Origin of the sequence: Pseudomonas duriflava, from assembly GCF_007830155.1 — a bacterium.
GTDB lineage: Bacteria > Pseudomonadota > Gammaproteobacteria > Pseudomonadales > Pseudomonadaceae > Chryseomonas > Chryseomonas duriflava.
On sequence record NZ_VLKY01000003.1, the window covers coordinates 24,489 to 51,478 of the forward strand.

Genomic DNA, 26,990 nt, shown 5'->3' on the forward strand with positions numbered 1-26,990 from the left:
ATGGCTGCACTCAGCATCCGCCTCGTCGAACGGATATGTTCGGTGCCCATAAACCAGGCCTCTGTGCTGATAGGGCGTACGTTTCCGATTACCTTACCAGGGCCAGCAGCCCTGCGAATTCAAGCAGCGCGGCAAAATCAAGCCGCGGGATGATACGCTCTTGGATATCTGATTCCGCTGGGCCGGCTCACCCCAGCGGCCCGCCCAAGATGGTTTTGCTAATGCCAGCCATGATGCCTTCCCCGGTTTCATGCGTCAGTTCTCGATACCAGGCTTGCGTTGCGACTGGATCGTGACCGTGGGTCGTTTCGGCGCGCTTGCGTGCGCGGGTGACGATGGTGCCGGCGCGCTCCACTCGGGCAATGTCGTAAGCGCGGAGTGCCGCAGCCAGGTCATCTTCGTGCTGCGCCAGGCAGTTCATCAATACCCAGGCATCTTCCATGGCCTGACAGCCACCTTGGCCAAGATCGGGAGCCATCGCGTGGGCCGAGTCGCCGAGCAATACGATGCGGCCATTGACTAGGGACTCCAGCGGCTCGATATCATGGATCTCCACTCGGGCGACCGTGGCCGGGTCGAGACGCTCGATCAGGCGCTGGACCGGTAAAGCCCATCCCTGGAAATGTTTAGCGAGCTCCTCCCGGTAAAGGGTACGCTCGTTTGGTGTTCCCGTAGGCAGCGGAACATCAAAGAAGAAATAGAATTGATCATTGCCCATGGGCATCAGGGAGACGCGCTTGTGATCACCTACAAATTGCGCCCATTCAGTAAGGGGGGCAAGATCCGGGGTGGCAGGAACACGGCCGTTCCAGTTCACATAGCCGCAGTAGTGCCGGGGGATGTCTTGTCTTGCGACAAGATTACGCAATCTGGAATGCGTGCCGTCCGCAGCAATGAGCAGATCCGCCTCACGCTGACTGCCGTCGGAGAAGTAGGCCGTTACACCGTGTTCGGTTTGTATGGCCGATTCGCAGCTAACGCCTAGGGTTAGGTTGTGCTCACCTGCCGCTTCAAGCAGGATGCGTTGCAGAGTGGTACGGGCAATAGGGCAGGCGGGTTGATTCACCTCAATATAGAGCGGTTCGAGGCTAAAGCGTGTAAGCAGATGGCCGTCCCGGTCGCTGTAGCTCATGGTGCGCATGTCACCGCTGACTGCAGCCATGGCATCACCCAGGCCGAGCGCCTTGAGAACTTTCACGCCGTTAGACCAGACCGAGATGGCCGATCCCGCCGGTGTTAGCTCGGGAACGCGATCAAATAGCTGGATACGGTGGCCCTGTTGTTGCAGTGCAATGGCGGCCGTTAACCCACCGATTCCGGCCCCTACGATAATGATCTCTAATGGACGCATAACTCTTCCTCGGCACGGATAGAGGGTATCAGCCAACGGCTGGCCGCTTCGTCGTGACCGAGTATTACTCTTTTCTGGCGATGCCCAAAGAACAGAATATCGCGCAGGGTGATGCCGAAACGGCACCAGCTCTCTTATCAGGACAGTGCTGGGTCGGCGCGCTGAGTAAGGGCCTCGCACAAGGCTCGCACAAAGGCGTCAACAGCTACCGGTAAATGCCGACTACTACGGACATAAACGCCCAGGTCGCTAAAAAGGGGTCCATTGTCATTCAAAGGAATATGCACAAGCCTGCCGCTAGCAAGGTCGGCTTCTATGCCGATGCGGGTCTGAAAAGCGACACCTACTCCACGCTTGGCCAATTGCCGGGAAAGTTCTAGAGAACTCGTCTCCAGCGCTGGCTTGCGCTGTAGGATAGTACGGGAGAGCAAAGGCAAGAGTTGCTGATGGATCGACAAGGTTGGCTTGGCCAGGATCAGTGGGTACTCGGCGCAGGTGGCAAAACTGACCTCCGTACGCGTAGCCAGAGGATGCGTGGGAGCCACAAGCGCGCCCAGCCGAAAATGGCCGACGCTCATCTGCTGCAGGTCGGCATGGCGCTGTAAGGCAAACGCCAAACCAATATCCGCGGCGCCACTAAGCACAGCCTCGGGAACCGCCTGTGACCCCAGAGTCACAACGCCAACCGTGACGCGGGGGTAACGGATATAAAGGGCTTCCAGGACGGAGGGCAGCAGGTCCGCTGTTAACCCTTCTACCGTGGCGATTTCCACATGGCCTGTCCGAAGCCCAGCCAGTGCATCCAGTTCTGAGCTAACCCGCTCGGCATCCTGGAGAACGACGATGACATGCCGAGCGAAAATTTCTCCGGCAGAGGTGAGTTGCAAGCCGGCCGGTAGCCGTTCGAACAACGGTGCGCCCAACTCATCTTCCAATTTAAGAATTTGCCGGTTTACGGCGGAAGAGGCCACGTTCAGCCGCCGTGCCGCCTCTCTAATCGAACGGCAGCGACGGACCATATCGAAATACTGGATGGCGGAAGAATGAATGCGAAGTTTGCGAATCATGATAGAGGATAGCGGCAATGGCAGGCTCAGGTTGTATCACTTGAGCCTGCCGCTGTCCTCGGGTTTTAGCGAGTTGGTAACGGTTTGACAGTTAATGACTGGCTGCGTGGCTACTGCCAAACAGTTTTTTAGCCAACCCCACAACTAACAACACCACGGCGCCGATGAGAATGCCAAATACAATGTTAAACAGGGTGGGTGCAAGTGCGCCTAGGACAGGCCCAATACCCGGGACACTTGCAGCCGCATGAGTAAAGGCTTCGATAGGGTGATGCAGTGCTGCAATACCATGGCTCAGGATACCGCCGCCGACCATGAACATGGCGACCGTGCCGATGACCGAAAGGGCTTTCATCAAGAGAGGAGCAGTACTTACAAGCCCCTTACCTATGGCCTGGCTTGCACCGTTGCTGCTTTTGGAAAGATGCAGGCCAAGGTCGTCAAGCTTCACGATGGCTGCGACCAGACCATAAACGCCTACTGTCATGGCTAATGCGATCAATGTCATGACCAGCACTTGCTGCATGAGCGATGATTCCGCCACTATTCCGAGGGTAATAGCAATAATCTCGGCGCTCAGAATGAAATCTGTACGTATGGCACCTTTAATCTTTCCCTTTTCGTACGCCACCATATCGACGTTAGGGTCCGCTACGGCTTTTACATGCTCAGCTTTGTCATGGTCAGACGATAAAAATTTATGCGCCAGCTTTTCGGTGCCCTCGTAGCAGAGATAGGCGCCGCCCAGCATGAGGAGTGGTGTAACCAGCCAGGGAGCAAAGGCGCTGATCAACAGGGCGGCTGGTACCAGAATGGCCTTGTTAAGCAACGAGCCTTTAGCGACGGCCCAGACAACTGGAAGTTCGCGGTCGGCCTTGATTCCAGTAACCTGCTGCGCATTGAGTGCAAGGTCGTCACCCAATACGCCTGCCGTCTTTTTTACAGCCACTTTGGACATGATGGATACATCATCCAGCACCGTGGCGATGTCATCGAAAAGGGCAAGAAAACTACCTGCAGCCACAATGTATTCCTTTTGACGTTAAGTTCTGCTGTGTCGTAATAAGCTGAGTGCCCACCTGACGCCGGTGTTTTATCGTATAGGCCTAGGCGCTCATGCCTTAAAGCGCGTCACTACTTCATTAGGATCAGGAGCCTGTTGCCCAGGCTTTTCGGATGCCGGAGCTGACACCGGCTTGTCATGTAATGGCTCTTCTGCCCGCCCTTCAATATCGCCCAGCCAATCGAATGTTGCTGGGGGTTTGTCGTGTTCGAAAGGCTTGAGCAAGATCGACAGGATCTTGATCATTTGCTGTCTCCTGTATCAGATCTTTTATGCTGAGTCTAAGACGGGAGGCAGGGTTTCCCTGGGATTGATGCATTACTTGGACAAGCTGCAACAAAATATTTCTAAGACTTAGACAAGAATGTGTGATGAAAAAGCGCAGGCAGCTTAAACGACTCAGATTTCTAGAGTGTGAAGCTGCTTAAGAATCATTAGCTCGCGCCTTAAATCCAATGACATTCTGGTCAGACGGGACAGGTCATGAATATCCAGCTTTTCAATGCTGCGAATAACGGAGAATCCAGTTTCGCGCTGGGTGACGGTAATCAGCAGGCGCTCCGATGCCTCAGGATTGGTAGTTAGTTTGACGTCGTAACCAGCGTCAAACAAGCCTGAAAGCAATATGTCGTAACGGTTCATGGTTTTATATCTTGAAAAGATCAGCGGTCTCGGACATTCACGTCTTCAACCAGGACGCTCTGACATTTGTCCAGGAGCGCATGAACGGTGTCCCGTTGGCAAGCGTTGCATACCGGTAGGAGTAGCAGAAGCATCTTGGCGAAGAAGGAGGTATCGACCGGCGCGGTCTCTAATTGCTTGGCGCAATATGCCAGAACGCTGTCGACCTGGGCGTGATTCATACCTAAGTATTTACCTGGCGCATGGAGGGTGTATCAACGCCCGAAATATCGAGACGGCTGATGGCACTGGGATGATCTAACCCTTGAGCTGATTCAGTATGCCCGGACTGCAGATGCAACAAATCCCATTGCTTGATCAGGTCTGTATTGATTACCTCCAGCTGACTTATGGCAGAAGCAAAGTGCGTCAGATTCTGAATAGTGGTCTGATGCAGCAGGACGTCAATTTCAGAAGGCGCAAGGCTTGGCGTATTCATAATGTGATGAATCTGCAAATACAGACAAATAAAGGCAAAATGCTATCACTTTTGCCAGCCCGGGAATTCTTCATAGAAAAATATGATCCGGTGGTTCGCTAGCGTCAGGTACTAGGCGCCAATAGCCTGGCTGGAATTTCCAGTCTTTTGGCCCGTCTTTCTTGCAGAAGGGTAAGGTTACTGACGGGTATAGGCAGATCCCTTCAAGGCTACCAGCATGAAAAGGGCCGTGATTTCGTCAGCTGAGCGGTCAGGGTTTCTTGAAGAGGCCATAGGACGACAGCGGAAGCAGGCATAAGACGGCTGCGTGTGGAAGCTGTTGAATGCGCACTAGGCCACGCCAGCGCGGCTTGGTTGAGCGCACGCGCTACGATGAGCGCAGCCGAGCTGATGAACTTTTCAGCCACAAAAGAAAAAGGCCCGCATTTCTGCGAGCCTTTGAATTTGATGGTGCCGGCACCAAGAGTCGAACTCGGGACCTACTGATTACAAGTCAGTTGCTCTACCAGCTGAGCTATACCGGCATCAATGGAGCGCATTATAACGATTCTGAATCAGTTGTAAACCGGTGAATTTACTCTATTTTCTGATTTTTTTTCCTGGGCCGTTTTTTGACGGACCGGAGCACCGTTGGCTTTGTAGTATGCAGCCGTACTCCGGGGTAGGGGTTTGCGGCCACGGATCTGGTCGGCAATCTTCTCGGCCATCATGATAGTTGTGGCGTTGAGGTTGCCTGTAATGATCAGCGGCATAATAGACGCATCCACAACCCGCAGGCCTTCCAGGCCATGTACACGGCCTTGTCCATCGACCACGGCCATGTCGTCGGTGCCCATTTTATTGGTACAGGACGGGTGATAGGCCGTTTCGGCGTGTTGGCGGACGAATTCATCCAGTTGCGTGTCCGTTACGCAGTCGGCGCCTGGGTTCAGCTCTTTGCCACGATAGGGAGCAAGTGCTGGCTGGTGCATGATCTCGCGAGTAATACGGATGCTGTCACGGAATTCCTGCCAGTCCTGCTGGGTACTCATATAGTTGAACAGGATACTGGGGTGCTGGCGTGGATCGCGTGATTTCAGGTGTACGCGGCCACGGCTCGGCGAGCGCATGGAGCCCACGTGGGCCTGGAAGCCGTGGGCTTCAATCGCATTGCTGCCGTTGTAATTGATAGCGATCGGCAGAAAGTGGTACTGAATGTTTGGCCACTCGAACTCTTCGTTGGAGCGGATGAAACCGCCTGCTTCGAAATGGTTGCTGGCGCCAATGCCGGTGCCCTTGAACATCCACTCCAGCCCGATCTGTGGCTGGTTGTACCACTTGAGCGCCGGGTACAGTGATACTGGCTGCTTGCACTCGTATTGCAGGTACATTTCCAGATGGTCCTGCAGGTTCTGGCCGACACCCGGCAGGTCATGCACAACAGAAATGTCGAACTGGCGCAGCAGATCGCTGGCACCTACGCCGGAGCGTTGCAAGATTTGCGGTGAAGCAATGGCTCCCGCGCAGAGTAGAACTTCACGGGTCGCGTGCGCGGTGGTGACGTTGCTGCTGTTGCCTTCAAGGTAGGCAACACCTACGGTGCGCTTGCCGCTGAATAAAATGCGGTCGGTCGTGGCGTGGGTAACGATGGTCAGATTCGGCCGGCCCTTGGCTTGGTCAAGGTAGCCACGGGCAGTACTGGCGCGACGGCCGTTAGGCGTCACGGTGCGATCCATAGGGCCAAAGCCCTCCTGCTGGTAGCCGTTCAGGTCTTCTGTACGGGGGTAACCCGCCTGTACGCCGGCTTCGATCATAGCTTCGAACAGCGGATTCACGCCGGGCTTGGACGTTGTAACCGAGACCGGGCCGTCACCACCGTGGTAATCATTAGGGCCGATATCCCGTGTTTCTGCCTTGCGGAAATAGGGCAGGCAGTCAAGATATGTCCAGTTTTCTAGGCCATCGAGTTGCGCCCAACCATCAAAGTCCATCGCGTTGCCACGGATGTAGCACATACCGTTGATCAGCGAGGAGCCACCCAGCCCTTTGCCGCGACCGCACTCCATGCGGCGGTTGTTCATGTAGGGCTCGGGATCGGTCTGGTAGGCCCAGTTGTATTGGGTGCCTTGCAGAGGGTAGGCCAGGGCCGCTGGCATCTGGGTGCGGAAATCCAGGCGATAATCGGGGCCACCGGCTTCGAGCAGTAGGACGGAGACGTCTTTGTCTTCAGTCAGGCGGGTCGCCAGAACGTTACCGGCAGAGCCTGCGCCAATAATGATGTAGTCGAATTCTTTTGCCATGGTAGGCAGTCCTCCGTAAGGGGCGGCGAGGCGGCCTGTCCATGACGGCCCCTCGCCTGAAGTCGGTGGGTTACACCTGTTGGCTAACCCACCCTACGGGTAGAAATAAGCGGCAGTGTTTAGAAAACCGAGGCGTAATCGCCCAGCTCGACCTGCACGGACTTGATTCGGGTGTAATGACCCAAGGTGACAAGGCCGTTTTCACGACCGACGCCGGACTGCTTGTAGCCGCCCACCGGCATTTCCGCCGGGGACTCACCCCAGGTATTGATCCAGCAAATACCGGCTTCCAGGCGATGGATCACGCGGTGGGCGCGGGCTAGGTCCTTGGTAACGAGGCCGGCAGCCAGGCCGTATTCGGTGTCGTTGGCACGGCGGATCACTTCCTCTTCGGTGTCGTACACCAGGATGCTCATGACCGGGCCAAAGATTTCTTCGCGAACGATGGTCATGTCGTCGCGGCAGTCAGTGAAGACCGTTGCCGCTACGTAGCAGCCTTTGGCGTAGTCGCCCGTAGTCACACGCTCGCCGCCGCACAGCAGACGTGCACCTTCTTTACGGCCGGTTTCGATGTATTCGAGCACGCTTTCCATGTGTGCATTGCTGACCAGCGGGCCGAAGTTGGTGTTCGGGTCCTGCGGGTCGCCCAGGCGGATGCGCTTGACGCGTTCCAGCACCTTGCTTTCGAAGCGGGCCTGCAGAGACCGCGGAATGAAGACACGCGTGCCGTTGGTGCAGACCTGTCCGGTGCTGAAGAAGTTGGCCATGACGGCAATATCGGCAGCGCGGTCGAGATCGGCGTCATCAAAGATGATCAGCGGAGACTTTCCGCCCAACTCCATAGTGACTTCTTTAAGCGTTGAGCTAGAGGCACTGGCCATAACTTTCTTGCCGGTTACGGTGCCGCCGGTAAAGGAAATTTTCTCGATGCCGGGATGCTCGGTCAGCCACTGGCCTACTTCACGGCCGCTGCCGGTAAGTACGTTGAACACACCGTCAGGCAGGCCCGCTTCGGTGTAAATCTCGGCCAGTTTCAGCGCGGTCAGCGAGGTGACTTCACTGGGCTTGAAGATCATGGCGTTGCCTGCAGCCAGAGCAGGAGCGGATTTCCACAGGGCAATCTGCACAGGGTAGTTCCATGCACCGATACCGGCGACTACGCCCAGCGGCTCGCGGCGGGTGTAGATAAACGAGGTTTCGCGTAGCGGAATCTGCTCGCCTTCAAGGGCAGGGATCAGGCCAGCGTAGTACTCGAGCACGTCGGCGCCGGTAACGATATCTACCGCCTGGGTTTCAGACAGCGGCTTGCCGGTATCGAGCGTTTCGAGGGCAGCGAGTTCGTCGTTGCGCTCGCGCAGGATATCCACGGCTTTACGCAGGATGCGCGAGCGCTGCATGGCGGTCATGGCAGCCCAGACCTTTTGGCCTTCGGCGGCGCTGGCCACGGCGCGGTCCACATCCTCTTTGCTGGCGCGCTGGACATTAGCCAGTACTTCGCCTGTAGCCGGGTTGACGGTCTGGAAGGTGGCGCCGCTGGTGGCATCGACGTAACGGCCGCCTATGTAGAGTTTTTGTTCTTCGAAACGGGCCATCAGGAATTCCTCGTGTTGGATGAATGCATACAGGCCGTCCAGACGCATGCGGAAGAAGAACCAAACCGGTCAGCCTGCAGTAGAGTAAATTCAGCCTACTTTATTTTTGTTGAACGTTCAATCAATAACGAATAAGCTCCGCTTCAAGCTTCTGGTGCGACACTTGGCCGCAGGCTTCAAGGCCAAGTGTTTCGAGGGGGCTGACCATGCGTCAGGGTTCATCCGAATCCTGATTTTTCTGCTTTTGGGATCTCTCTCCAATGAGTACTGCTTCTCCTAAAACAACAACCCACGGGAAGGTACGCTTGAATCCGGTCGTGTTTTTCGGCTCGACCGCCTTGATTCTTACCCTCACGCTTGCACTCATTCTGCTTCCTGAAGAAGCCGGTCTCTGGCTGGGAGCGGCGCAAAACTGGCTGTCACGCAGTTTTGGCTGGTACTACATGCTGGCGATTGGGACCTATCTTTTCTTTGTGCTCTATATGGCCTTTTCCCGTTATGGGAACTTGCGGCTGGGGGCCGATCATGAGCGTCCGGACTTCAGCTACTCGGCCTGGGCGGGCATGCTGTTTTCGTCGGGCATCGGCATTTCACTGCTTTACTTTGCTGCTTCCGAGCCTATTGATCATTTGTACAACCCTCCGGAAGGGGAGGCGGGCAGCCTGTTCGCGGCGCGGCAGGCCCTACAGCTGACCTTTCTTCACTGGGGTGTGCATGGCTGGGCAATTTATGCCTTGGTCGGGCTGGCGGTAGGGTATTTCGCCTACCGGCACCATCAACCCTTGGCGCTGCGTTCGGCGCTGTATCCCTTGTTTGGTGAGCGGCTTATGCGCGGCTCCGTTGGTAATGCGGTGGATTGCTTTGGCATCTTCGTTACGCTGCTGGGGCTTGTGACCAACCTGGGCATCGGCGCGCTGCAAGTAGCCTCGGGGCTGGAATACCTGTTTGGTATGCCCCATAGCGACAGCGCCTTGCTGGTCGTCATCCTGGTCATGAGTGCAGTTGCCACCCTGGCGGCAGTATCGGGTGTCGAAAAAGGCATTCGTCGACTGTCAAACCTGAATATCCTGCTGTTCAGCAGCCTGTTGATCTTTGTCCTGTTCGCAGGCCAGACGCTGCACCTGCTTAACGGGTTTGTACAAAACCTGGGGGACTACCTGAACGGTTTGATCCTGAAAACCTTCGACCTGTACGTGTACACGGGGCAGTCCGGCAAAAGCGAGAGCTGGATGGGCCTATGGACGCTGTTCTATTGGGCGTGGTGGATCTCCTGGGCGCCTTTCGTGGGGATGTTTATCGCCCGTATTTCCCGTGGTCGTACGGTGCGTGAATTGATTACCGGAGTACTGTTGATTCCGCTGGGCTTTACGCTCGCCTGGTTGTCCGTGTTTGGCAACAGCGCACTGGATCTGGTGATGAATCAGGGCGCTGTAGAGTTGAGCAAGGCGGCACTGGAACAACCGGCGATGTCTATTTATCGACTGCTGGAGCATTACCCTGGAGCAAAGATCGTGATTGGTCTGTCGATCTGTGTGGGATTTGTGCTGTTCCTGACGCCAGCGGACTCCGGTTCGGTGATGCTGGCCAACCTGTCACGCCGAGACGGTGAACTGGATGAAGATGCACCGCACTGGCTGCGTATTTTCTGGTCGGTTCTGGTTACGCTGGTAACGATCGGTCTGTTGTTTGCCGGAAACTTCACGGCCATGCAGACGGTAGTCGTGTTAGCCGGCCTGCCGTTCTCGGTGGTCCTGCTGCTGTATATCGTGGCGCTACTTAAGGCGATGCGGCAGGATATGGCTGTTCTGGATGAGCGTCAGGCGGGGCGGTCCGTGCCTGGGATAGGCATGGTAGAGCCCAGGTAAAATAGGCAAGGACACAGCGCTGCTACCGGATTTGGTAGCGGCGCTTATGTTTCAAGTGTACTAGCTGTACAAGGTAATCAGCGCGAACGTCTAGGTAATTATGGCGCCTCGGCCCGAGCCAATTGCTGATCCATATAGTCGTAGGCGATGCGCAGGGCTTCGTCGATATCGAATTCGCTGCCGGTCAGGGCACCACGTAGCCAGAGGCCATCCACGATTGCCGCGAGGCCGCGTGCCGCCTGCCGAGCCGGCTGAAGAGGTAGGGCACGACGGAATTCGCAGCACAGGTTCGAATACAGACGCAGATCGTTGATTCGTTGCAAGCGGTGCAGGGCGGGCTGATGCATGCTGCTGGCCCAGAATGCCAGCCATGTCTTCATGGCCGGACCGTTGACCTGGCTATCGTCAAAGTTACCTTCGATAATGGCTCGTAGATGCGCACGGGGGCTATCGTCTGTCAGGGCAGCACGCCGTTCACGAACAGCAGTACGCAGTGCCGACATCAGGTGTCGCATGGTGGCTTCGAGCAGGCCGTTTTTATCTTGAAAGTAGTGGCTGATGATGCCGTTGGACACCCCAGCTTTTCTCGCAATGAGGGCAATGCTTGCCTCGCTCATTCCGACCTGATCTATGGCTTCCAGCGTGGCTGCAATCAACTGGGAGCGGCGGATGGGTTGCATGCCGACCTTGGGCATTGCGTTTTCTCCTGGCAATCATGCCTGACCTGAACCGCCCACAGTCTATGTTTTTTTGATTGAACGATCAATTAAAAAAGATTTGTCCCACCTTTTTGCTCATGACTCTAATCAGGGTTGGAGTCCTTGCAGGTAAGCAAGCAGTGCCTTGAGCCAGGGAGGGCCGCCCCAGCGGGCGGCCCCTTATAAGTCAGCCGGCTTGGGAAAAGGCAGCCCGCAACGGGGTCACCTCGGACTCTTCATGACCTTTCTCTAGGTTTTTACCCAGTAAGGCATGGTAAAGCTCGGTATCGCCTAGCAACCCTACTACACGGCCGTCTTGCTGCAGGATGAGCTTGTGCCCGGTCTGATAGCGAATTTCCAGCGCATCGCGCATGCGGATAGCGGCATCCACTACGGTAGGCTGGCGCTTGAGCGTTTCAACCGGCTCTCCCGGTACCCAACGTTGTACGCCAAGCGTATCGCCGCTGCGGCGCACGGCTTTAATGCTGTGTCCATCACCAAGGCTTAGCCAGTAGTCGCGGGCACGGTCCAGGCAGACATCATGTCCCTCACGTTTGCACTGGTCGAGCGGCTTCATCAGACTGTAACCGCATAGCACGTTAAGCGGGTTGGTATGCGCGACGAAGGTGCGTACGTACTCATCCGCCGGGTTGAGCACGATATCCTCCGGCTTGCCATGCTGGATGATGCGGCCGTCCTTCATGATGGCAATATTGGTGCCCAGCTTGAGCGCTTCGTCGAGGTCATGGCTGACAAACACTATGGTCTTGTTGACCTTACTTTGCAGGGCGAGCAATTCGTCTTGCAATTGCTGACGAATCAGCGGGTCGAGCGCGGAGAAAGGCTCGTCCATTAGCAGGATGTCACCATCCATAGCCAGTGCCCGCGCCAAACCCACGCGCTGCTGCATGCCACCGGACAAGGCGGAGGGTCTGCTGTTACGCCATTGGCTGAGCCCAACCAGCTCAAGCTTCTCATCAATGATCTTTTTGCGTTCGGTTGCAGAGCGACCCTGCATTTCCAGGCCGAAGCCCACATTTTCATGCACGGTCAGCCAGGGCATAAGGGCAAACTTCTGGAATACCATGGAGATGCGTGACGTACGCATGTCCTTCAACGTCGAGGAGGAGCAGTTGGCGATGTCTACTTCAGTGCCGTTGTGCTCGATGAGCAGACGGCCGCGGCTGACGGTATTGAGACCATTGATGCAGCGCAACAGGCTGGACTTGCCTGAGCCGGAGAGGCCCATCAGCACGCAGATTTCGCCTTTCTGGATCTCTAGGCAGGCGTTTTCCACGCCCAATACCTGGCCGGTCTGCTTGAAGATCTCAGCGCGGCCCAGGCCTTTGTCGAGGAGCTCCAGTGCCTGTTTGGATTGCTTGCCAAAGATGACGTCGACATTCTCGAAACGAATCGCACTCATCACTTTTCTCCTCTGGCGGTGGGCTGCTTGCAGACCCGGTCAAGCAGGATAGCCAACAGCACGATAGCGAGGCCCGCCTCAAAACCGAGGGCAATGTCTGCAGTGTTGAGAGCATTCACGACGGGCTTGCCCAGGCCATCCGCGCCCACCAGGGCCGCGATGACCACCATCGACAACGACAACATGATGCACTGGGTAATGCCGGCGCCGATGCTGGGCATGGCGTGTGGCAGTTCGATACGGGTCAGGAGCTGCCAGCGAGAGCAGCCAAAAGCCTTGCCAGCGTCCATCAGCTCTTCCGGTACGTCCTGGATACCAAGGCAGGTCAAACGGATGGGGGCGGCAATGGCAAAGATAACCGTGGAAATCAGACCGGGTACTACACCGAGACCGAACAGGGTCAGTGTCGGGATCAGATAGACGAAGGTCGGCACGGTCTGCATGAGATCGAGTATTGGACGCAGCACTTCATAGAACCAGCGTTTATGCGCAGCCACGATGCCTAGCGGCACACCGATGACAATGCACACGAGGGTCGCGAAAATAACCTGTGACAGCGTCTCGATGGTTTCCTGCCAGTAGCCTAGGTTAAGGATGAGCAACAGGGCGGCGGCGGCGAAGAGCGTGAGCGAGATACTGCGTTGGATGATATAGACCAGCGCGACGAAAATGACGGCCAGGGCGAGTGGGTTGAACCAGAGTAGTGCGGCGGTAGTGCTGGAAATGATAGTGGAAAGAACGTCGGAGATGGTGTCGAAGAACCCCGAGAAGTTCATGATCAGCCAGTCGACGAAGTCGGAAATAACTTGCCCCAGCGGAAGTTTATGATCGGTAAGGAACATGGATAGGATCCCTGGCGTTGAACGTCTGTAGTCCAGCGACCTGGATAACCCGGCTAAACGCGCCGGGCTGTCCGGGTCGTTGGGGCGATTACTGTGTTAGCGCGGCCATCACATCGGTCGCGGGCTTGCCGGCGCGGGTGGTAACCCCCTCCAACCAGGCGTCCATTACCTGGGGGTTCGCCTTCAGCCAGGCTTTCGCCGCCGCGTCGGGCTTTTTGTTTTCGTTGAGTACCGCGTCCATGAGCTGGTTTTCCATGTCCAGCGTAAAACTCAGATTGGAGAGCAGTTTGCCTACGTTCGGGCACTCCTGCGTATAGCCCTTGCGGACATTCGTATAAATGGTGGCGCCGCCCAGGTTGGGACCAAAGAATTCATCGCCGCCTTCCAGGTAGTTCATCTTGAGGCGAGTGTTCATTGGGTGTGGCTCCCAGCCCAAAAAAACTACCCACTGGTTGCGGCGCTCGGCGCGCTGTACCTGAGAAAGCATACCGGCCTCGCTGGACTCGACCATCTTGAATTTGCCCAGGCCAAAGGCATCCTTGTCGATCATGCTCTGGATGAGGCGGTTACCGTCATTGCCCGGCTCGATACCGTAGATCCGGTTATTGAACTTGTCGGCGTTCTTGGCGATGTCGGCAAAGGTTTTTACGCCGGCGTCGTACACGTACTGGGGCACCGCCAGTGTGTATTTAGCGCCTTCGAGATTGGCACGTAGCGTCTCGACGCTACCGTTATCAGTATAGGGCTTGATATCGGCGGCCATGCTTGGCATCCAGTTGCCGAGAAAAACATCGATGTCCTTGTTCTGCATCGATTTGTAAGTCACGGGTACCGAGATCATGTTGGTCTTGGTTTTGTAACCCAGGGCTTTCAGAATTTCGGAGGTCACTGCCGTGGTGACGGTGATGTCGGTCCAACCGACATCGGCAAAGCGGACGGTAGCGCAGGATTCGGGCTCGGCAGCGTGAGCCAGAAGGGGAGCGCCTAAACTCAGGGCTAGTAGTAAAGCATTACAACCTTTCATGGTGAAATGACTCCTTCCTGATAGATCGCTGGGCACTCGCACAGGGGGCGTTTGCCAGCAATAAAGTGCAAGCGGGAGTCGGTGCGCGTGAGGAACCCCGACTGCTCCGCTGCAAGATGGTTTATCTGTAACCGATCGACTGTCCAACGCCTACCGGGCGCGTCGCAACCAGTACAGGCTGCGTCGTAACCAGTAGCTGTAATGTCGTTGCCAGCAAGGTGATACCACAAGGCGTCTCTGTGCTGGATCGGAACAGCATGAAAAAGGTCCACGCTATAGGCGGACCTGACCGGCTTGCCTGCAAAGGGCTCGCCGAGAGGAGGCTGGGCGTTTGCCGGTGCAATCGTCCCAGCCGGGTTCGTTTCTTGGCTCGACTCCCTATGAGGGCAGTACCGAGACAGTAAGAAAGCGTGCTTGCCTGTCCATAGTAGGGCACTACAGTGCCCTGCTGGCCGAACATGCAGGGTCTTGCTCAAAGCGCGAGTTCTTCCGTGACTTTGGCCAAGGCCGGTCCGCCGCCGCGTAACTGCACGCCGTGTAGCCATTGCTCCAGCAGGTGAGGGTTGGTCTTGAGCCAGTCGCGTGCCGCGCGCCGTGGATTAGTGGACTGATTGAGCACGGCATCCATAAGCTGGTTTTCCATGTCCAGCGTAAAACTCAGATTGGAGAGCAGTTTGCCTATGTTCGGGCATTCCTGTGTGTAGCCCTGACGCACTGTGGTGTAGATAGTGGCGCCGCCCAGGTTGGGGCCGAAGAACTCATCGCCGCCATCCAGATAGCGCATCTTGAATTGTGTGTTCATCGGATGCGGCTCCCAGCCCAGAAAGACGATCCATTGCGCCAGCGCTACCTTGCGCTTGACGTGGGCAAGCATGATCGACTCGCTGGATTCGACGAGTGTGAATCCGCCGAGGCTGAACGCGCCACGGTCGATCATGGTCTTAATCAACTGATTGCCGTCGTTGCCCGGCTCGATGCCATAAATCTTGCTATCGAACTTATCGGCGTTCTTGGCAATATCGGCAAAGGTTTTCACGCCGGCGTCGTACACGTACTGGGGCACCGCCAGTGTGTATTTAGCACCTTCGAGATTGGCGCGTACGGTTTCGATACGGCCGGCCTCGGCGTAGGGCTTAATCTCGTTCGTCATGCTCGGCATCCAATTGCCGAGAAAAACGTCTATTTCTTTATTAGCCATGGCAGCAAAGCTGTCTGGTATCGAGAGTCGTTCGACTTCCGTCTGGTAGCCCAGCGCGTTGAATAACCAGCGCGACAGGGCTGTGGTTACAGTGATGTCAGTCCAGCCAACATCGGCGAAGCGGATAGTCGTGCATTGCTCCGGCTCAGCAGCCCGAAGCGTCGTAAAGCCAAACAGGGTAAACAACATCAGAGAGGTGAACAACCGCTTCATGGTTCTGCTCCTGGTCTTGAACAACGTTCTGGCGCCCTTGAAACAGGGCTGATTGCATAGGCAAAAGTTACCGGACATGCCGGATAATGGGCCTATACCGGGATTACGTTAGGCGTGATCATGGCCTTTCGCTAGCCGATGAAAAAAACCTGCATCAATCAGGCCTATTTGATGAGCGGGTCACAGGTGGGTGTCCAATTACTTAAAGAAGTGGACGCGTTTGGACATGGCCGGGTCGGTGCTGGAGAGCGCAAAATGCAGTGAAGCGCGATGATGAAACATCCTTTTTTCTGGGTTTCGGAGGCGTCATGGCAATCAGCGTGTTTGATCTGTTTAAAGTTGGCGTTGGTCCGTCCAGCTCCCATACGGTAGGTCCCATGCGAGCCGGTGCGCTGTTTGTTACCCAGTTACGGGAGCAGGTTCCACTAGAGCAAGTAAAGCGTGTGGAAGTCCGTCTTTACGGGTCGCTGTCAGCTACGGGAATAGGGCATGGCACCGACCGTGCGACCTTGATGGGACTTATGGGCGAATGGCCCGACCGTATCGACCCGGCCCAGATCGAGCCGCGTATTCGGGCCATCCGTACCGAAAACTGGCTCATGCTGGGCGGCGCGCATCCCATCGAGTTCGTTTGGGATCGCGATATGCTGTTACTTGAAGAGAATTTGCCCTATCACCCCAACGCCATGACTTTGACCGCGTTTGGTGAACAGGGTGAGCTGTTTGAGGAAACCTATTACTCCATCGGAGGCGGTTTCGTGATCACGGCGGGGCAAGCGGCCGCCGGACAGCGCGACCAGGATTCGACTGTATTGCCGTATGACTTTTCCAGCGCAGCAGAGCTCTTGCGCTATTGCCGGGAGAGCGGCCTGTCCGTGTCGGCGCTCATGCTGGAAAACGAAAAAACCTGGCGTAGCGAGGCGGAAATTCGCGAAGGGCTTCTGCGTATCTGGCAGGCCATGCGCGATTGCATCAAGAACGGGCTGGCGCAGGAAGGTATCCTGCCGGGCGGGCTTAAGGTACCGCGGCGCGCCGCCCGCCTGCACCGCAGTTTGAAGGCCCTTGGCCAGCCGAATGTGATCGTCGCGACCTTGTCGGCCATGGAGTGGGTCAATCTGTTCGCTTTGGCGGTGAACGAAGAGAACGCCGCTGGCGGTCGCATGGTCACTGCCCCAACCAACGGGGCGGCTGGAATCATTCCGGCGGTGCTCATGTACTACATGAAATTCAATCCGGGCGCCGATGACGAAGACGTTGTGCGCTACCTGCTCGCAGCGGCAGCCGTAGGTATCCTGTGCAAGAAAAACGCCTCTATTTCAGGCGCTGAGGTTGGCTGTCAGGGCGAGGTAGGCTCAGCCTGTGCCATGGCGGCGGCTGGGTTGGCGGAGATTCTTGGTGCAACCCCTGAGCAAGTGGAAAACGCGGCTGAGATCGGGCTTGAACATAATCTGGGGTTAACCTGCGACCCGGTAGGCGGTCTGGTGCAGGTGCCCTGTATCGAGCGCAACGCGATTGCAGCGGTCAAGGCTATCAACGCAGCCCAAATGGCATTACGGGGCGACGGCGAGCACTTTATTTCGCTGGATCGAGTCATCCGGACCATGCGTGATACAGGAGCTGACATGCAGGACAAATATAAAGAAACCTCACGAGGAGGGCTGGCTGTTAGCGTGATCGAGTGTTGACCTGATTTCGAGCACGCCGGGGCGCTTGTGTCATGTTTTAGCGCACGCGTTCCGGCTTGTTCAGGGCGGGTTTACCTGTTCTTCTCTCCGTTGAGGTGTCTATTGGTAACCACTTGTCTGTTACTTCGTTTCCTAGAGAAACTTTGATATCGGTCAAATATACCCAACGCTGCTACCAATCTGCTCAGATCATGCGCGGCGTGTCCTTCCTACCTATACGTCAGACGTTATTCACCCGCACTGACTATTCAACTTAGACCTTTGGCCCATTTTTATTGAACGACTGTTCAATGTAGGCATGGTATTTGCGATGACATCAGTAGAGTCATCCATCCTGGCGGGTAGCCTGTGTGTCAGCAGGAAGTAGTCATCGAACAGGAAAGCGACTTTATACGGACTTATAAGAGCCTTGATGAGACCATTCTTGCTAGCGTGATGAGGGCGTTTCAATGTCATTCAACCAAAACCAGCCACAGAACCGCGTTCCGCAGTCCATCGGTTTTCTGCTGTTGGACAATTTCACACTGATTTCGCTGGCGTCTGCGGTCGAACCGCTTCGGATGGCTAATCAGCTGTCCGGTCGCGAGTTGTACCGCTGGTGTACGTTGAGTTTGGATGGACGTCCGATTCGAGCAAGCGATGGCTTGCAGATCACTCCAGATTCCGCTGCCAATGCTGCACCGGCCATGGATATGGTTATCGTCTGTGGCGGGGTAGGCATTCAGCGCAGCGTGACACGCGATCATATCAGCTGGCTGCAACTCCAGGCGAGGCAGGGTCGTAAGCTGGGTGCGGTGTGCACGGGCAGTTGGGGACTGGCCCGTGCCGGTCTGCTCGATGGCTACGATTGCAGCGTACATTGGGAAACGCTGGCCTCGATGCAGGAGGCGTTTCCTCGGGTGTTGCTGAGTACACGGCTGTTTTCTATCGACCGTAACCGGTTTACCTCATCCGGTGGTACCGCGCCCATGGACATGATGCTGCACCTGATTGGTCGCGAGCATGGCCGCGAACTGTGTGCGGCTATTTCCGAGATGTTTATTTACGAGCGGATTCGTAATGAACAAGATCATCAGCGCGTACCACTCAAGCACATGCTGGGCACCAATCAGCCAAAGCTGCAGGAAATCGTCGCATTGATGGAGGCCAATCTTGAAGAGCCCATCGACCTTGATGAACTGGCCGTCTATGTCGATGTGTCGCGTCGACAGTTGGAGCGCCTGTTCCAGAAGTATCTGCACTGTTCGCCATCACGCTATTACCTGAAACTGCGCCTGATCCGGGCGCGGCAGTTGCTCAAGCAAACCACCCTGTCGATCATTGAGGTCGCCTCGGTGTGTGGATTCGTGTCCACGCCTCACTTCTCCAAGTGCTACCGGGAGTATTTCGGTATCCCGCCGCGAGATGAACGTCAGGGTGCTTCCATGGGGCAGCCGGTCATGCTGGTACCGGTTCCGCCGGAGTTGAGCCTGGTACAAACATCTTCAGCCTTGGCGGCCCTCAATCAGGCGCAAGGTGAGTCGACCTTTGCCAGCGTTCGACTGTAGGAGCTGTGAAGTACCTGGTGGTAAGGCTTCTGCCAACCACCAGGCAAAGACGTCAATGTTGTTGGGCCAAGGCCGGTAATAACTGACGTGCGATGGCCTCGCGTACAGAGGGTAGCAGGGTAGCGCTACCGGACAATAATTCCTCTACCAGCCTGCGCAAGGCCAGAGCCTGCTCTTTGTTCAGACCACAGAGTGCTTGCTGGCAGGCCTGCTCGGGACTAACGCCAGATGGAACTGGAATGCCCAGCGCCTGCAGGCGGTCACGAAAGTCGTCCTGGTCAATTAAATCAGCATGCATCATGGCGTGGTCCTCCAAAAGGGTGCGTTCCGATTCTGGCAGGTACGGCATACAGAGCAAGAGGCAGGGCGGTGCAGGATATGACCGGGTCGCATTTGCTAGGGCAGCTGTTCTCAATAACGTATTTATTGGTAATTAGACGAAAATTACACGCTTATGATCGGTGGCAATATGTCACAGGGCGTAAATGAGAATGTCTGTTAATATGACATCTATGTTGAGTTGAGCGCTAAAGTTCCTCGCATCTTCTGGGATAAGCGCCTTTACGCTTGTTCTAGCCGAAACACACTGAGGCCCAATAGGGCATTTTGACCCCAGGTACCGCATTGGTACGTGGGGTTTTTTTTCGACATTTCAAACGTGGAGATAGCTGCTTAGGGCTGTTACCAGCGCGGTATATAAGCCTTGCGCCTCTGGAGCATGTGCTCGAAGGCTGCCATGCACCAAGCCGGTCCCCTCGTGAAAGCGTACCAGAATACCTGCCTCCTCCAGCCGACTCCGATACTGCACGCCGTGATCGTGCAGCGGATCGAACTCACTTACGGCAATGAATGCAGGTGGCAAATCACTCAGGTTTTTAGCCGCGAGCGGCATGGCAAGAGGGTTGTTATGGTCTGCCGCATGAGGAAGGTATGCCGCCAGGCATTCATGCACCTCCTTCGCACTGAGCAAAGGGGCGTCGGCATAGCGTGTCTCTGAGAGCAGTGATGCGGCAGTAAGAAGTGGATAGATCAAGGCTTGGGCGCAAGGCATCGGTTCGCCATGATCTCTTAATGCCAGACAAAGCGCCGCTGCTAGGGTGCCACCTGCACTGTCTCCGGCTACAGCAAGGCGTTGAAGGTTGAGCCGGTAGTCCTGAGCCTGTGCCTGAAGGCCATGCCAAGCGGTAAGGCAATCATCCAGCGGGGCAGGGAATGGATGCTCCGGTGCCAGTCTGTAGTCCACGGCAATAACTGTGGCATTCAGGCGCAGCGCCAGGTCGGCAGTAAGAAACTCATGGGAGTCTAGGTTACCTACAATCCAGCCGCCCCCGTGCAGGTACAGGATGCCCGGCCAGCCTGGGTCGGGTGTTTCGCTCTGCGGTCGATACAGCCGTACTGGCACGCCTCCCAGCTGAGTATCGATTACCTCCAAGTCAGCGGGACGCGGTGGGGTATAGGCTCGGCACAAGCGGTTATAGGCGTCTCGTTGTGCGGCCAGGCCTGGACCCTCGGCAGGGAAGCGCTGACTCTCCTCAATGAAGGTCTGCATATCGGGGGAGAGGGGGTAGCGTTCGGTCATGTCAGGCTCGTGCGGCGGGCAGTGCGATAATTCGTCCGACATGCAAAGGCCGCGGAAGTGCGGCCTGCTCGGCCATAATGGCGGCGATACGCTCGCGGGTAGTGTCTGTAAAGGGTGCCGCACGTGGGCCGTCGAGACTGACATGCAGCAGCATCTGCTCACTGGCGGCTAAGAGTTCGTTTTCATCCGGGCGATAAAGGCCGTGATGCAGGTGTAGACGCTTGGCATCGCAGCCAAGCAAGTGGGTGCGCACGTCGACAGGTGCGTCCTGCTTTACTTCGTGCAGGTAGTTCAGGTGGCATTCGAGCGTGAATAGTGAATGACCGCTGGCCTCGCGGTTCTGGCTATCCAAACCGATGCGGTCCATCAGGACATCGGTGGCATAGCTGAAGATCAGCAAATAGAAGGCATCACGCAGATGGCCGTTATAGTCGACCCAGTCGGCATGAACAGCGCCTTGCCAAGTAGTGAACGGGCGAGGTGAGAGCATAAGGGCTCCGGTGAAAGAGGCGCAGTCCGGCCGCCGGCCTTATTGCGCCCTACAGGATGCGATTATTCAGTCAGCGCGAATCCATGCTGGCGCTTGGTTGCCTGGATTGCCTGCATAACAGCCAGGAGGCAATCGTCCCGGTAACGCTCAAGCTCCGGCAGGCTGCGGCTGCCTTGTTGTACAGCAGTGCCTTCGACGACCCGGTCGACCAGCGTGTCAGTCAGTTCAGGCGCTTCGAGGTAGGTCCAGGGCAGCTTTAGCGCAGGGCCGAACTGCTGCATAAAGTGCCGCATACCGGCCGGGCCGCCAGCCAAGGTATAAGTGAGGAAGGTCCCCATGAACGACCAGCGCAGACCTGCGCCAAAACGGATCGCATCGTCGATCTCGCCAGTGGTTGCAATGCCATCGTTCACCAGATGCAGTGCCTCGCGCCATAGCGCTTCGAGCAGGCGGTCGGCAATAAAGCCAGGCACCTCCTTGCGTACATGCAAGGGACGCATGCCCAATGCAGTATAGATTTGGATGGCGGCTTCGATGGCGTCCGGAGCAGTCCGTTCGCCACCAACCACTTCAACCAGCGGCAATAGATAGACCGGGTTGAAGGGATGGCCGACAACGCAGCGGTCGGGATGTGCTGCATCGGAATAGAACTCACTGGGTAACAGGCCGGACGTTGAGGACGCGATGATGGCTTCCGGCCGTGCCGACGTACTGATCCAGAGATGGAGTGAGCGTTTCAAATCAAGGCGCTCGGGAGCGCTTTCCTGGATGAAGTCAGCGTCACGCACGCACTCTTCAACGGTAGAGGCGAAATATAGATTTTTAGGCGAGGCGCCAGAGGCCAATCCTTGTTTCTCTAGGGCAGGCCAGGCATTGGCGATACGGATGCGAAGGGCTTCTTCCGCGTTTGGCGCCGGGTCCCAGGCAATGACGTCCAGGCCGTGGGCCAGGGCGCGTGCAATCCAGCCTGCACCGATCACGCCTGTTCCGAGGGCCGCAAATGTAGTGAGCTGTGTAATGTAGGGCATTGGGGTTCCACGGGTCTGTTGGCAGTGGACGTGTTGGGTGTCGGCAAGGCCTCCACCAGCCGTTGAGGTTAACGGAGCGGAAGCCCCATCTTTTCCCGGCCTTGGGCCGGTGTGAGGACACGGCCACCGAGGCGCTCGATGATCTGGATAACGCGCTCGGTCAGCGAGGCGTTGCTGGCTGGTACGCCCTTGTCCAACCAGAGGTTATCCTCCAGCCCGACGCGCACATTGCCGCCCAACAGCATGGCCTGTGCGGCCATGGGCATTTGCATACGCCCGATGCCGAATCCGGCCCAGACCGCGCCGGGCGGCAGGTTGTCCACCATGGCCTTCATCGTAGTGGTATCAGCGGGCGCGCCCCAGGGAATGCCAAGGCAGAGTTGAAAGAGGGGGTTTTTGAGCAAACCCTCTTTAAGCATCTGTTTGGCAAACCATAGGTGGCCGGTGTCAAAGATTTCCAGTTCGGCTTTTACGCCCAGTTCAGTGATGCGCTTGGCACCGGCCCGCAATTGAGCGGGAGTCGAGACATAAATAAAGTCGCCATCGCCAAAGTTGAGCGTGCCGCAATCCAGCGTACAGATTTCTGGTCGCAACTCTTCAACGTGCAGCAGGCGGGTTAGCGGACCGACAAGATCGGAGCCAGGGCCAAATTCCAGAGGGGTCTCGCCAGGGCCGATCTCCAGGTCGCCGCCCATACCAGCGGTGAGGTTGATAACGATGTCTACCTCCGCTTCACGGATGCGCTCAACTACCTCGCGATACAGCGCTACATCACGGCTGGGTTTACCTGTCTGCGGGTCGCGTACATGGGCATGGGCAACCGTAGCGCCTGCCTTGGCGGCCTCGATAGCGGCTTTGGCAATTTGTTTGGGCGTGACGGGAACATTGGCATTACGGCCTACGGTGTCGCCCGCGCCGGTAAGGGCGCAGGTTACGATGACATCATGATTCACGATCAGAGTTCCTTATAAAGAGGCTTTTACAGCGTGTAGGCCGTTCTTGCCGTCCAGGGTGGTCACGCCATCAAGCACTGTCTCAAGTTTGCCGGGATGTTGCTTGAGCCAGGCCTTGGCCGCTTCCTGAGGCGAAGTACGGTCCAGAATGGGCGCCATTACCGCGCCGACCTCAGCCGAGGTAAAATGCAGGTTGCCTACAAGCTTTGCGACGTTTGGGCACTTTTCTGGGTAATTGGCTGTGGTTACTGCGGAAACCGTTGCCAAGCCTTCGTTGGGGCCGAAGACGTCCTCACTGCCAGTGAGGTAGTGCATCTTGATTTGCAGATTCATGGGATGCGGCTTCCAGCCAAAAAAGACGATCCAGTCCTTGCGCTTTTCGGCCCGCTTGACGGCGGTTAGCATGCCAGCTTCGCTGGATTCGACGAGTTGGAAGTCCTTCAGGCCGAAACGGTTGTTCTTGATCATCTCGGCCGTGCCGCGGTTTGCGCCGCTGCCGGGTTCGATGCCATAAATCTTGCCATCGAGCTTGTCCCTGTACTTGGCGATATCGGCAAAGGTCTTCAATCCGGCTTCGTAGACGTAATCCGGTACGGCAAAGGTGGACTGGGCATCCGGCAGGATCGGTGACTCCATCACCTTAACCTGGCCCTTGTCGATGAACGGTTTGACTACTGGAATCATGGTGGGCTGCCAGTAGCCTAGGAATACATCCAGGTTGTCATCAGCCATAGCAGACATGATGATCTGTTGAGAAGCGGTAGTTTCTTCGGTCTGGTAGCCCAGCCCTTCGAGCATCACTTCGGCCATGGCGCTAGTTGCAATCACATCGGTCCAGTTGACTACCCCCAGGCGTACGGTCTTGCAGGCGACAGGGTCGGCGGCCAGAGCAGCGCTGCTTAGGGTCAATGCCAGGGCGGCGCTGGCATTACGGATAAAACGGTTCATAGACAATTCTCCAGGCTTCGTTCGGCAGACGGTTTTCATACGAAACAACTGCGTTGAAGGCCGTTTTTTCTTGATGAGCCGGCAAAAGCCGGCGCAGGCGGATCATGCGTTTCCATGGTTGATCCGAGCGGCAGGTCATACCCTACTGGGCTGGTGATATTGAAAACCGTAACGGTTCGACGTGTAGTTGCACTGTAGCGACCTTTCGGTGACCTTAGCCGGATAGCCCAGTCTGGAGGTAAGTGATGACACAGTTGTTCAGCTTTCTTCTCCTGCCAGGGTTTTCTGCCATGGGGTTCATCTCGGCCATCGAACCCTTGCGGGTGGCCAATCGCTTCCAGCCGGACGCTTACCGCTGGCGACTGCTCAGTCGGGATGGGCAACCGGTTACGGCCAGCAATGGGATGGTGCTGAACACCGAACCGGCAGAAGAGAAGCTGGCGCCAGATGAAGTTTTATTTATCGTCGCAGGGTTCGAGCCGCTGGCCATCTATGACTCTTTATTGGCACGCTGGCTTCGCCGCCTGGATCGAGACGGCGCGACATTAGGCGGTATCGACACCGGGAGCGTGGTGCTAGCTACGGCAGGGTTGCTCGACGGTTATCGGGTTACAGTGCACTGGGAAGCCTTGGCTGCTTTTCGCGAGTCCTATCCTCGGCTCACGGTCAGCCAGGAGCTGTACGAGATAGATGGACGGCGCATTACCTGCGCCGGGGGAACAGCCAGTATTGATTTGATGCTGGCCTTGATCAGCCGGGCTCACAGCGCAGAGCTGGCGGTACGGGTGTCTGAGCAGTTTGTCCTGGGACGCATCCGCTCGCCAAAAGAGCATCAGCGACTCAAGACTGCTCAACGCTATGGCATCAGCAACCGTAAGCTGGCACAGGTACTGGATACCATGGAGCGCCATACAGAGCCGCCACTTTCTACCCTGGAGCTGGCCGAAAGTATCGACGTCACACGGCGGCAACTGGAGCGGTTGTTTCAGCAGCATCTGGACGCCACGCCGTCCGGCTTCTACCTCGCCCTGCGGCTGGACAAGGCACGGCATCTGCTCCAGCAGAGCGATATGAGCGTGCTGGCTGTGGCCTTGGCTTGCGGGTTCGAATCACCGTCCTATTTCTCGCGCTGCTACCGCCAGCGCTTTGGCGTCAGTCCCAGGGACGATCGCATCGCACGACCCGGCGAACTTCTATTTCCAGGGACAACTGGACCTGCAGCGGTCCCTATAACCGTGCCTTGACGCTTTCGGTAATACCCCTGTCGTTTTTGCGCGACAGTGGGGAAAACCCGAGGGATATGCTCCCCACAAAGCGTCGACAAACGATTCGGCGCATCAAGAACTGGGAGCCGCCCTGATGAACGCCACTGAATTGCACGCGGACAGCATCGTCATTGACGGGCTGATCATCGCCAAATGGAACCGGGAACTGTTCGAAGATATGCGTAAAGGAGGCCTGACGGCGGCCAACTGCACCGTGTCGGTTTGGGAAGGCTTCAAGGCGACGGTAGACAATATCGCCGCGCAGAAAAAGTTGATGCGCGAGAACAGTGATCTGGTGATGCCGGTCTACACCACTGCTGACATTCGTACAGCCAAGGCCCAGGGCAAGACCGGCATTATCTTTGGCTTCCAGAACGCTCATGCCTTTGAGGATCAGCTCGGTTATGTCGAGATCTTCAAACAGCTGGGCGTGGGCATCGTGCAGATGTGCTACAACACTCAGAACCTGGTGGGTACCGGCTGTTACGAGCGTGACGGCGGCCTGTCTGGTTTTGGTCGTGAAGTGGTGGCCGAGATGAACCGCGTCGGCATCATGTGCGACCTGTCCCATGTGGGCAGCAAAACCTCCGAAGAGGTCATCCTCGAATCCAAGAAGCCGGTCTGCTATTCCCACTGCCTGCCGTCCGGCCTGAAAGAGCATCCACGTAATAAGTCCGACGAAGAGCTCAAATTCATCGCCGATCATGGCGGTTTCGTCGGCGTTACGATGTTTGCGCCGTTCCTGGCCAAGGGCATCGAGTCCACCATCGACGATTACGCCGAAGCCATCGAATACGTGATGAATATTGTTGGCGAAGACGCCATTGGTATTGGTACCGACTTTACCCAGGGGCATGGCCAGGACTTCTTTGAATACCTGACCCACGACAAGGGCTACGCCCGCCGACTGACCAACTTCGGCAAGATCGTCAACCCACTGGGTATCCGCACGGTAGGTGAGTTCCCCAACCTGACCGAGACGCTGCTTAAGCGCGGTATGTCCGAGCGCACCGTGCGCAAGGTCATGGGCGAGAACTGGGTGCGGGTACTGGGCGACGTCTGGGGCGAGTAAATGCTCAGGGCCTGCATAGCAGTGTCAGGCCCTCGCATCGGGCTCGCTGTACCTGATTTATGCCACCTGTTTAGTGCATGCCGAATGATTCGCTGGCAATCCTGTTTGGAGTTCTACCATGGCCACACATGCTCCTGAAATGCCGATCCAGGTCGACGACGAAACCGGCGTCTGGACTACCGATGCGCTGCCCATGCTGTATGTGCCGCGGCACTTTTTCGTCAACAACCACATGGGTATCGAAGAGGTGCTCGGTGCGGAGAAGTACGCTGAAATTCTCTACAAGGCTGGCTACAAGTCCGCCTGGCACTGGTGCGAAAAAGAAGCGGAGTGCCACGGTTTGGTTGGCGTCGAGGTATACGAGCACTACATGAAGCGCCTCTCCCAACGCGGCTGGGGACTGTTTGATATTGAGCAGATTGACGTCGACGCCGGTACGGCCCAGATCCGCCTGCGGCATTCCGCCTTCGTTTATGTGTACGGCAAAGTTAATCGCAAGGTGGACTACATGTTTACCGGCTGGTTTGCCGGTGCCATGGATCAGATTCTTGCCGCCAAGGGCAGCACAATTCGCACTGTTGCCGAGCAGGTGTACAGCGGTGCGGAAGAAGGCCACGACGATGGCCTGTTCGTGGTGAAGCCCCTGTAAATCCTTTTGCATCGCGCCGCTCCCGGCGCGATGAACGAT

At 56.6% G+C, this 26,990-nt stretch carries 27 protein-coding genes and 1 tRNA gene; 6 read left to right on the top strand and 22 right to left on the bottom strand.

Translation table 11 applies throughout. The features are described from left to right. Nucleotides 1–187: 187 nt before the first annotated feature. From hpxO to betB, 10 genes are all read right to left on the bottom strand, one after another. Nucleotides 188–1,351 (bottom strand): FAD-dependent urate hydroxylase HpxO, encoded by a 1,164-nt coding sequence (gene hpxO, locus IQ22_RS04620; RefSeq protein ID WP_145138822.1) that lies wholly within the window; start codon nt 1,349–1,351, stop codon nt 188–190. Nucleotides 1,352–1,488: 137 nt separating this feature from the next. After that, a complete protein-coding gene (locus IQ22_RS04625; protein ID WP_145138825.1) occupies nt 1,489–2,418 on the bottom strand; it encodes a LysR family transcriptional regulator in 930 nt (309 codons plus the stop codon). A gap of 91 nt (nt 2,419–2,509) precedes the next feature. Further along, a complete protein-coding gene (locus IQ22_RS04630) occupies nt 2,510–3,442 on the bottom strand; it encodes a DUF808 domain-containing protein (RefSeq protein WP_145138828.1) in 933 nt (310 codons plus the stop codon). A 90-nt stretch (nt 3,443–3,532) separates the two neighbouring features. Beyond that, complete coding sequence (locus IQ22_RS04635; RefSeq protein WP_145138831.1) at nt 3,533–3,727, bottom strand: hypothetical protein; 195 nt, start codon at nt 3,725–3,727, stop codon at nt 3,533–3,535. Between the two features lie 153 nt (nt 3,728–3,880). Then, complete coding sequence (locus tag IQ22_RS04640; protein WP_145138834.1) at nt 3,881–4,123, bottom strand: hypothetical protein; 243 nt, start codon at nt 4,121–4,123, stop codon at nt 3,881–3,883. 20 nt (nt 4,124–4,143) lie between these two features. Then, nucleotides 4,144–4,344: a hypothetical protein gene (locus tag IQ22_RS04645; RefSeq protein ID WP_145138837.1), complete on the bottom strand. Its 201-nt coding sequence runs from the start codon at nt 4,342–4,344 to the stop codon at nt 4,144–4,146. 2 nt (nt 4,345–4,346) lie between these two features. Continuing rightward, complete coding sequence (locus IQ22_RS04650) at nt 4,347–4,601, bottom strand: hypothetical protein (protein ID WP_145138839.1); 255 nt, start codon at nt 4,599–4,601, stop codon at nt 4,347–4,349. Between the two features lie 448 nt (nt 4,602–5,049). Then, a tRNA-Thr gene (locus IQ22_RS04655) sits at nt 5,050–5,125 on the bottom strand. A gap of 30 nt (nt 5,126–5,155) precedes the next feature. After that, entirely contained in the window at nt 5,156–6,880 is a 1,725-nt protein-coding gene (gene betA / locus IQ22_RS04660; RefSeq protein ID WP_145138842.1) for a choline dehydrogenase, read from the bottom strand. Nucleotides 6,881–6,999: 119 nt separating this feature from the next. Further along, nucleotides 7,000–8,472 carry a betaine-aldehyde dehydrogenase gene (betB, locus tag IQ22_RS04665; protein WP_145138845.1) on the bottom strand — a complete coding sequence of 491 codons (1,473 nt, stop codon included), beginning with the start codon at nt 8,470–8,472 and terminating at the stop codon, nt 7,000–7,002. Nucleotides 8,473–8,789: 317 nt separating this feature from the next. On the opposite strand from betB, the gene IQ22_RS04670 reads away from it, so the two are divergent. Further along, nucleotides 8,790–10,337 carry a BCCT family transporter gene (locus IQ22_RS04670; RefSeq protein WP_145139702.1) on the top strand — a complete coding sequence of 516 codons (1,548 nt, stop codon included), beginning with the start codon at nt 8,790–8,792 and terminating at the stop codon, nt 10,335–10,337. 98 nt (nt 10,338–10,435) lie between these two features. Here the strand turns inward: IQ22_RS04670 and betI are convergent, their stop codons facing one another. The 6 genes from betI to IQ22_RS04695 form a co-directional block, all read right to left on the bottom strand. Then, nucleotides 10,436–11,032 carry a transcriptional regulator BetI gene (betI, locus tag IQ22_RS04675; protein WP_145138848.1) on the bottom strand — a complete coding sequence of 199 codons (597 nt, stop codon included), beginning with the start codon at nt 11,030–11,032 and terminating at the stop codon, nt 10,436–10,438. Nucleotides 11,033–11,222: 190 nt separating this feature from the next. Continuing rightward, nucleotides 11,223–12,458, bottom strand: a complete 1,236-nt coding sequence (gene choV, locus IQ22_RS04680; RefSeq protein ID WP_145138851.1) for a choline ABC transporter ATP-binding protein — start codon at nt 12,456–12,458, stop codon at nt 11,223–11,225. Further along, on the bottom strand, nt 12,458–13,300 hold the full coding sequence (gene choW / locus IQ22_RS04685; RefSeq protein WP_145138854.1) for a choline ABC transporter permease subunit: 843 nt from the start codon (nt 13,298–13,300) through the stop codon (nt 12,458–12,460). Before choW ends, choV begins: the two co-directional genes overlap by 1 nt. A gap of 88 nt (nt 13,301–13,388) precedes the next feature. Beyond that, nucleotides 13,389–14,324, bottom strand: a complete 936-nt coding sequence (locus IQ22_RS04690; RefSeq protein ID WP_145138857.1) for a choline ABC transporter substrate-binding protein — start codon at nt 14,322–14,324, stop codon at nt 13,389–13,391. A 121-nt stretch (nt 14,325–14,445) separates the two neighbouring features. After that, nucleotides 14,446–14,583, bottom strand: a complete 138-nt coding sequence (locus IQ22_RS23140) for a hypothetical protein (RefSeq protein WP_158635408.1) — start codon at nt 14,581–14,583, stop codon at nt 14,446–14,448. Between the two features lie 213 nt (nt 14,584–14,796). Next, nucleotides 14,797–15,735 (bottom strand): choline ABC transporter substrate-binding protein, encoded by a 939-nt coding sequence (locus IQ22_RS04695; RefSeq protein WP_145138859.1) that lies wholly within the window; start codon nt 15,733–15,735, stop codon nt 14,797–14,799. A gap of 308 nt (nt 15,736–16,043) precedes the next feature. On the opposite strand from IQ22_RS04695, the gene IQ22_RS04700 reads away from it, so the two are divergent. Together IQ22_RS04700 and gbdR are read left to right on the top strand one after the other, a co-directional pair. Beyond that, complete coding sequence (locus IQ22_RS04700; protein WP_145138863.1) at nt 16,044–17,420, top strand: L-serine ammonia-lyase; 1,377 nt, start codon at nt 16,044–16,046, stop codon at nt 17,418–17,420. 449 nt (nt 17,421–17,869) lie between these two features. Next, nucleotides 17,870–18,967 (top strand): choline metabolism transcriptional regulator GbdR, encoded by a 1,098-nt coding sequence (gene gbdR / locus IQ22_RS04705; RefSeq protein ID WP_145138866.1) that lies wholly within the window; start codon nt 17,870–17,872, stop codon nt 18,965–18,967. A gap of 52 nt (nt 18,968–19,019) precedes the next feature. Here gbdR and IQ22_RS04710 read toward each other — a convergent pair whose 3' ends face one another. From IQ22_RS04710 to choX, 6 genes are all read right to left on the bottom strand, one after another. Next, nucleotides 19,020–19,268, bottom strand: coding sequence for a hypothetical protein (locus IQ22_RS04710; protein ID WP_145138869.1), 249 nt, complete (start codon nt 19,266–19,268; stop codon nt 19,020–19,022). Between the two features lie 351 nt (nt 19,269–19,619). After that, nucleotides 19,620–20,546 (bottom strand): alpha/beta hydrolase, encoded by a 927-nt coding sequence (locus tag IQ22_RS04715; RefSeq protein WP_145138872.1) that lies wholly within the window; start codon nt 20,544–20,546, stop codon nt 19,620–19,622. A 1-nt stretch (nt 20,547) separates the two neighbouring features. Further along, complete coding sequence (locus IQ22_RS04720; protein WP_145138874.1) at nt 20,548–21,036, bottom strand: thioesterase family protein; 489 nt, start codon at nt 21,034–21,036, stop codon at nt 20,548–20,550. A 62-nt stretch (nt 21,037–21,098) separates the two neighbouring features. Then, on the bottom strand, nt 21,099–22,064 hold the full coding sequence (locus IQ22_RS04725; protein WP_145138877.1) for an L-carnitine dehydrogenase: 966 nt from the start codon (nt 22,062–22,064) through the stop codon (nt 21,099–21,101). A gap of 68 nt (nt 22,065–22,132) precedes the next feature. Continuing rightward, entirely contained in the window at nt 22,133–23,017 is an 885-nt protein-coding gene (cdhC, locus tag IQ22_RS04730; protein WP_145138880.1) for a 3-dehydrocarnitine:acetyl-CoA trimethylamine transferase CdhC, read from the bottom strand. Nucleotides 23,018–23,029: 12 nt separating this feature from the next. After that, a complete protein-coding gene (choX, locus tag IQ22_RS04735) occupies nt 23,030–23,965 on the bottom strand; it encodes a choline ABC transporter substrate-binding protein (protein WP_145138882.1) in 936 nt (311 codons plus the stop codon). Between the two features lie 245 nt (nt 23,966–24,210). On the opposite strand from choX, the gene IQ22_RS04740 reads away from it, so the two are divergent. The 3 genes from IQ22_RS04740 (at nt 24,211) to IQ22_RS04750 (ending at nt 26,951) form a co-directional block, all read left to right on the top strand. After that, complete coding sequence (locus tag IQ22_RS04740; RefSeq protein WP_145138885.1) at nt 24,211–25,209, top strand: GlxA family transcriptional regulator; 999 nt, start codon at nt 24,211–24,213, stop codon at nt 25,207–25,209. 115 nt (nt 25,210–25,324) lie between these two features. Next, entirely contained in the window at nt 25,325–26,302 is a 978-nt protein-coding gene (locus tag IQ22_RS04745; RefSeq protein ID WP_145138888.1) for a dipeptidase, read from the top strand. Nucleotides 26,303–26,420: 118 nt separating this feature from the next. Beyond that, on the top strand, nt 26,421–26,951 hold the full coding sequence (locus IQ22_RS04750; RefSeq protein ID WP_145138891.1) for a DUF5943 domain-containing protein: 531 nt from the start codon (nt 26,421–26,423) through the stop codon (nt 26,949–26,951). Nucleotides 26,952–26,990 lie beyond the last annotated feature (39 nt).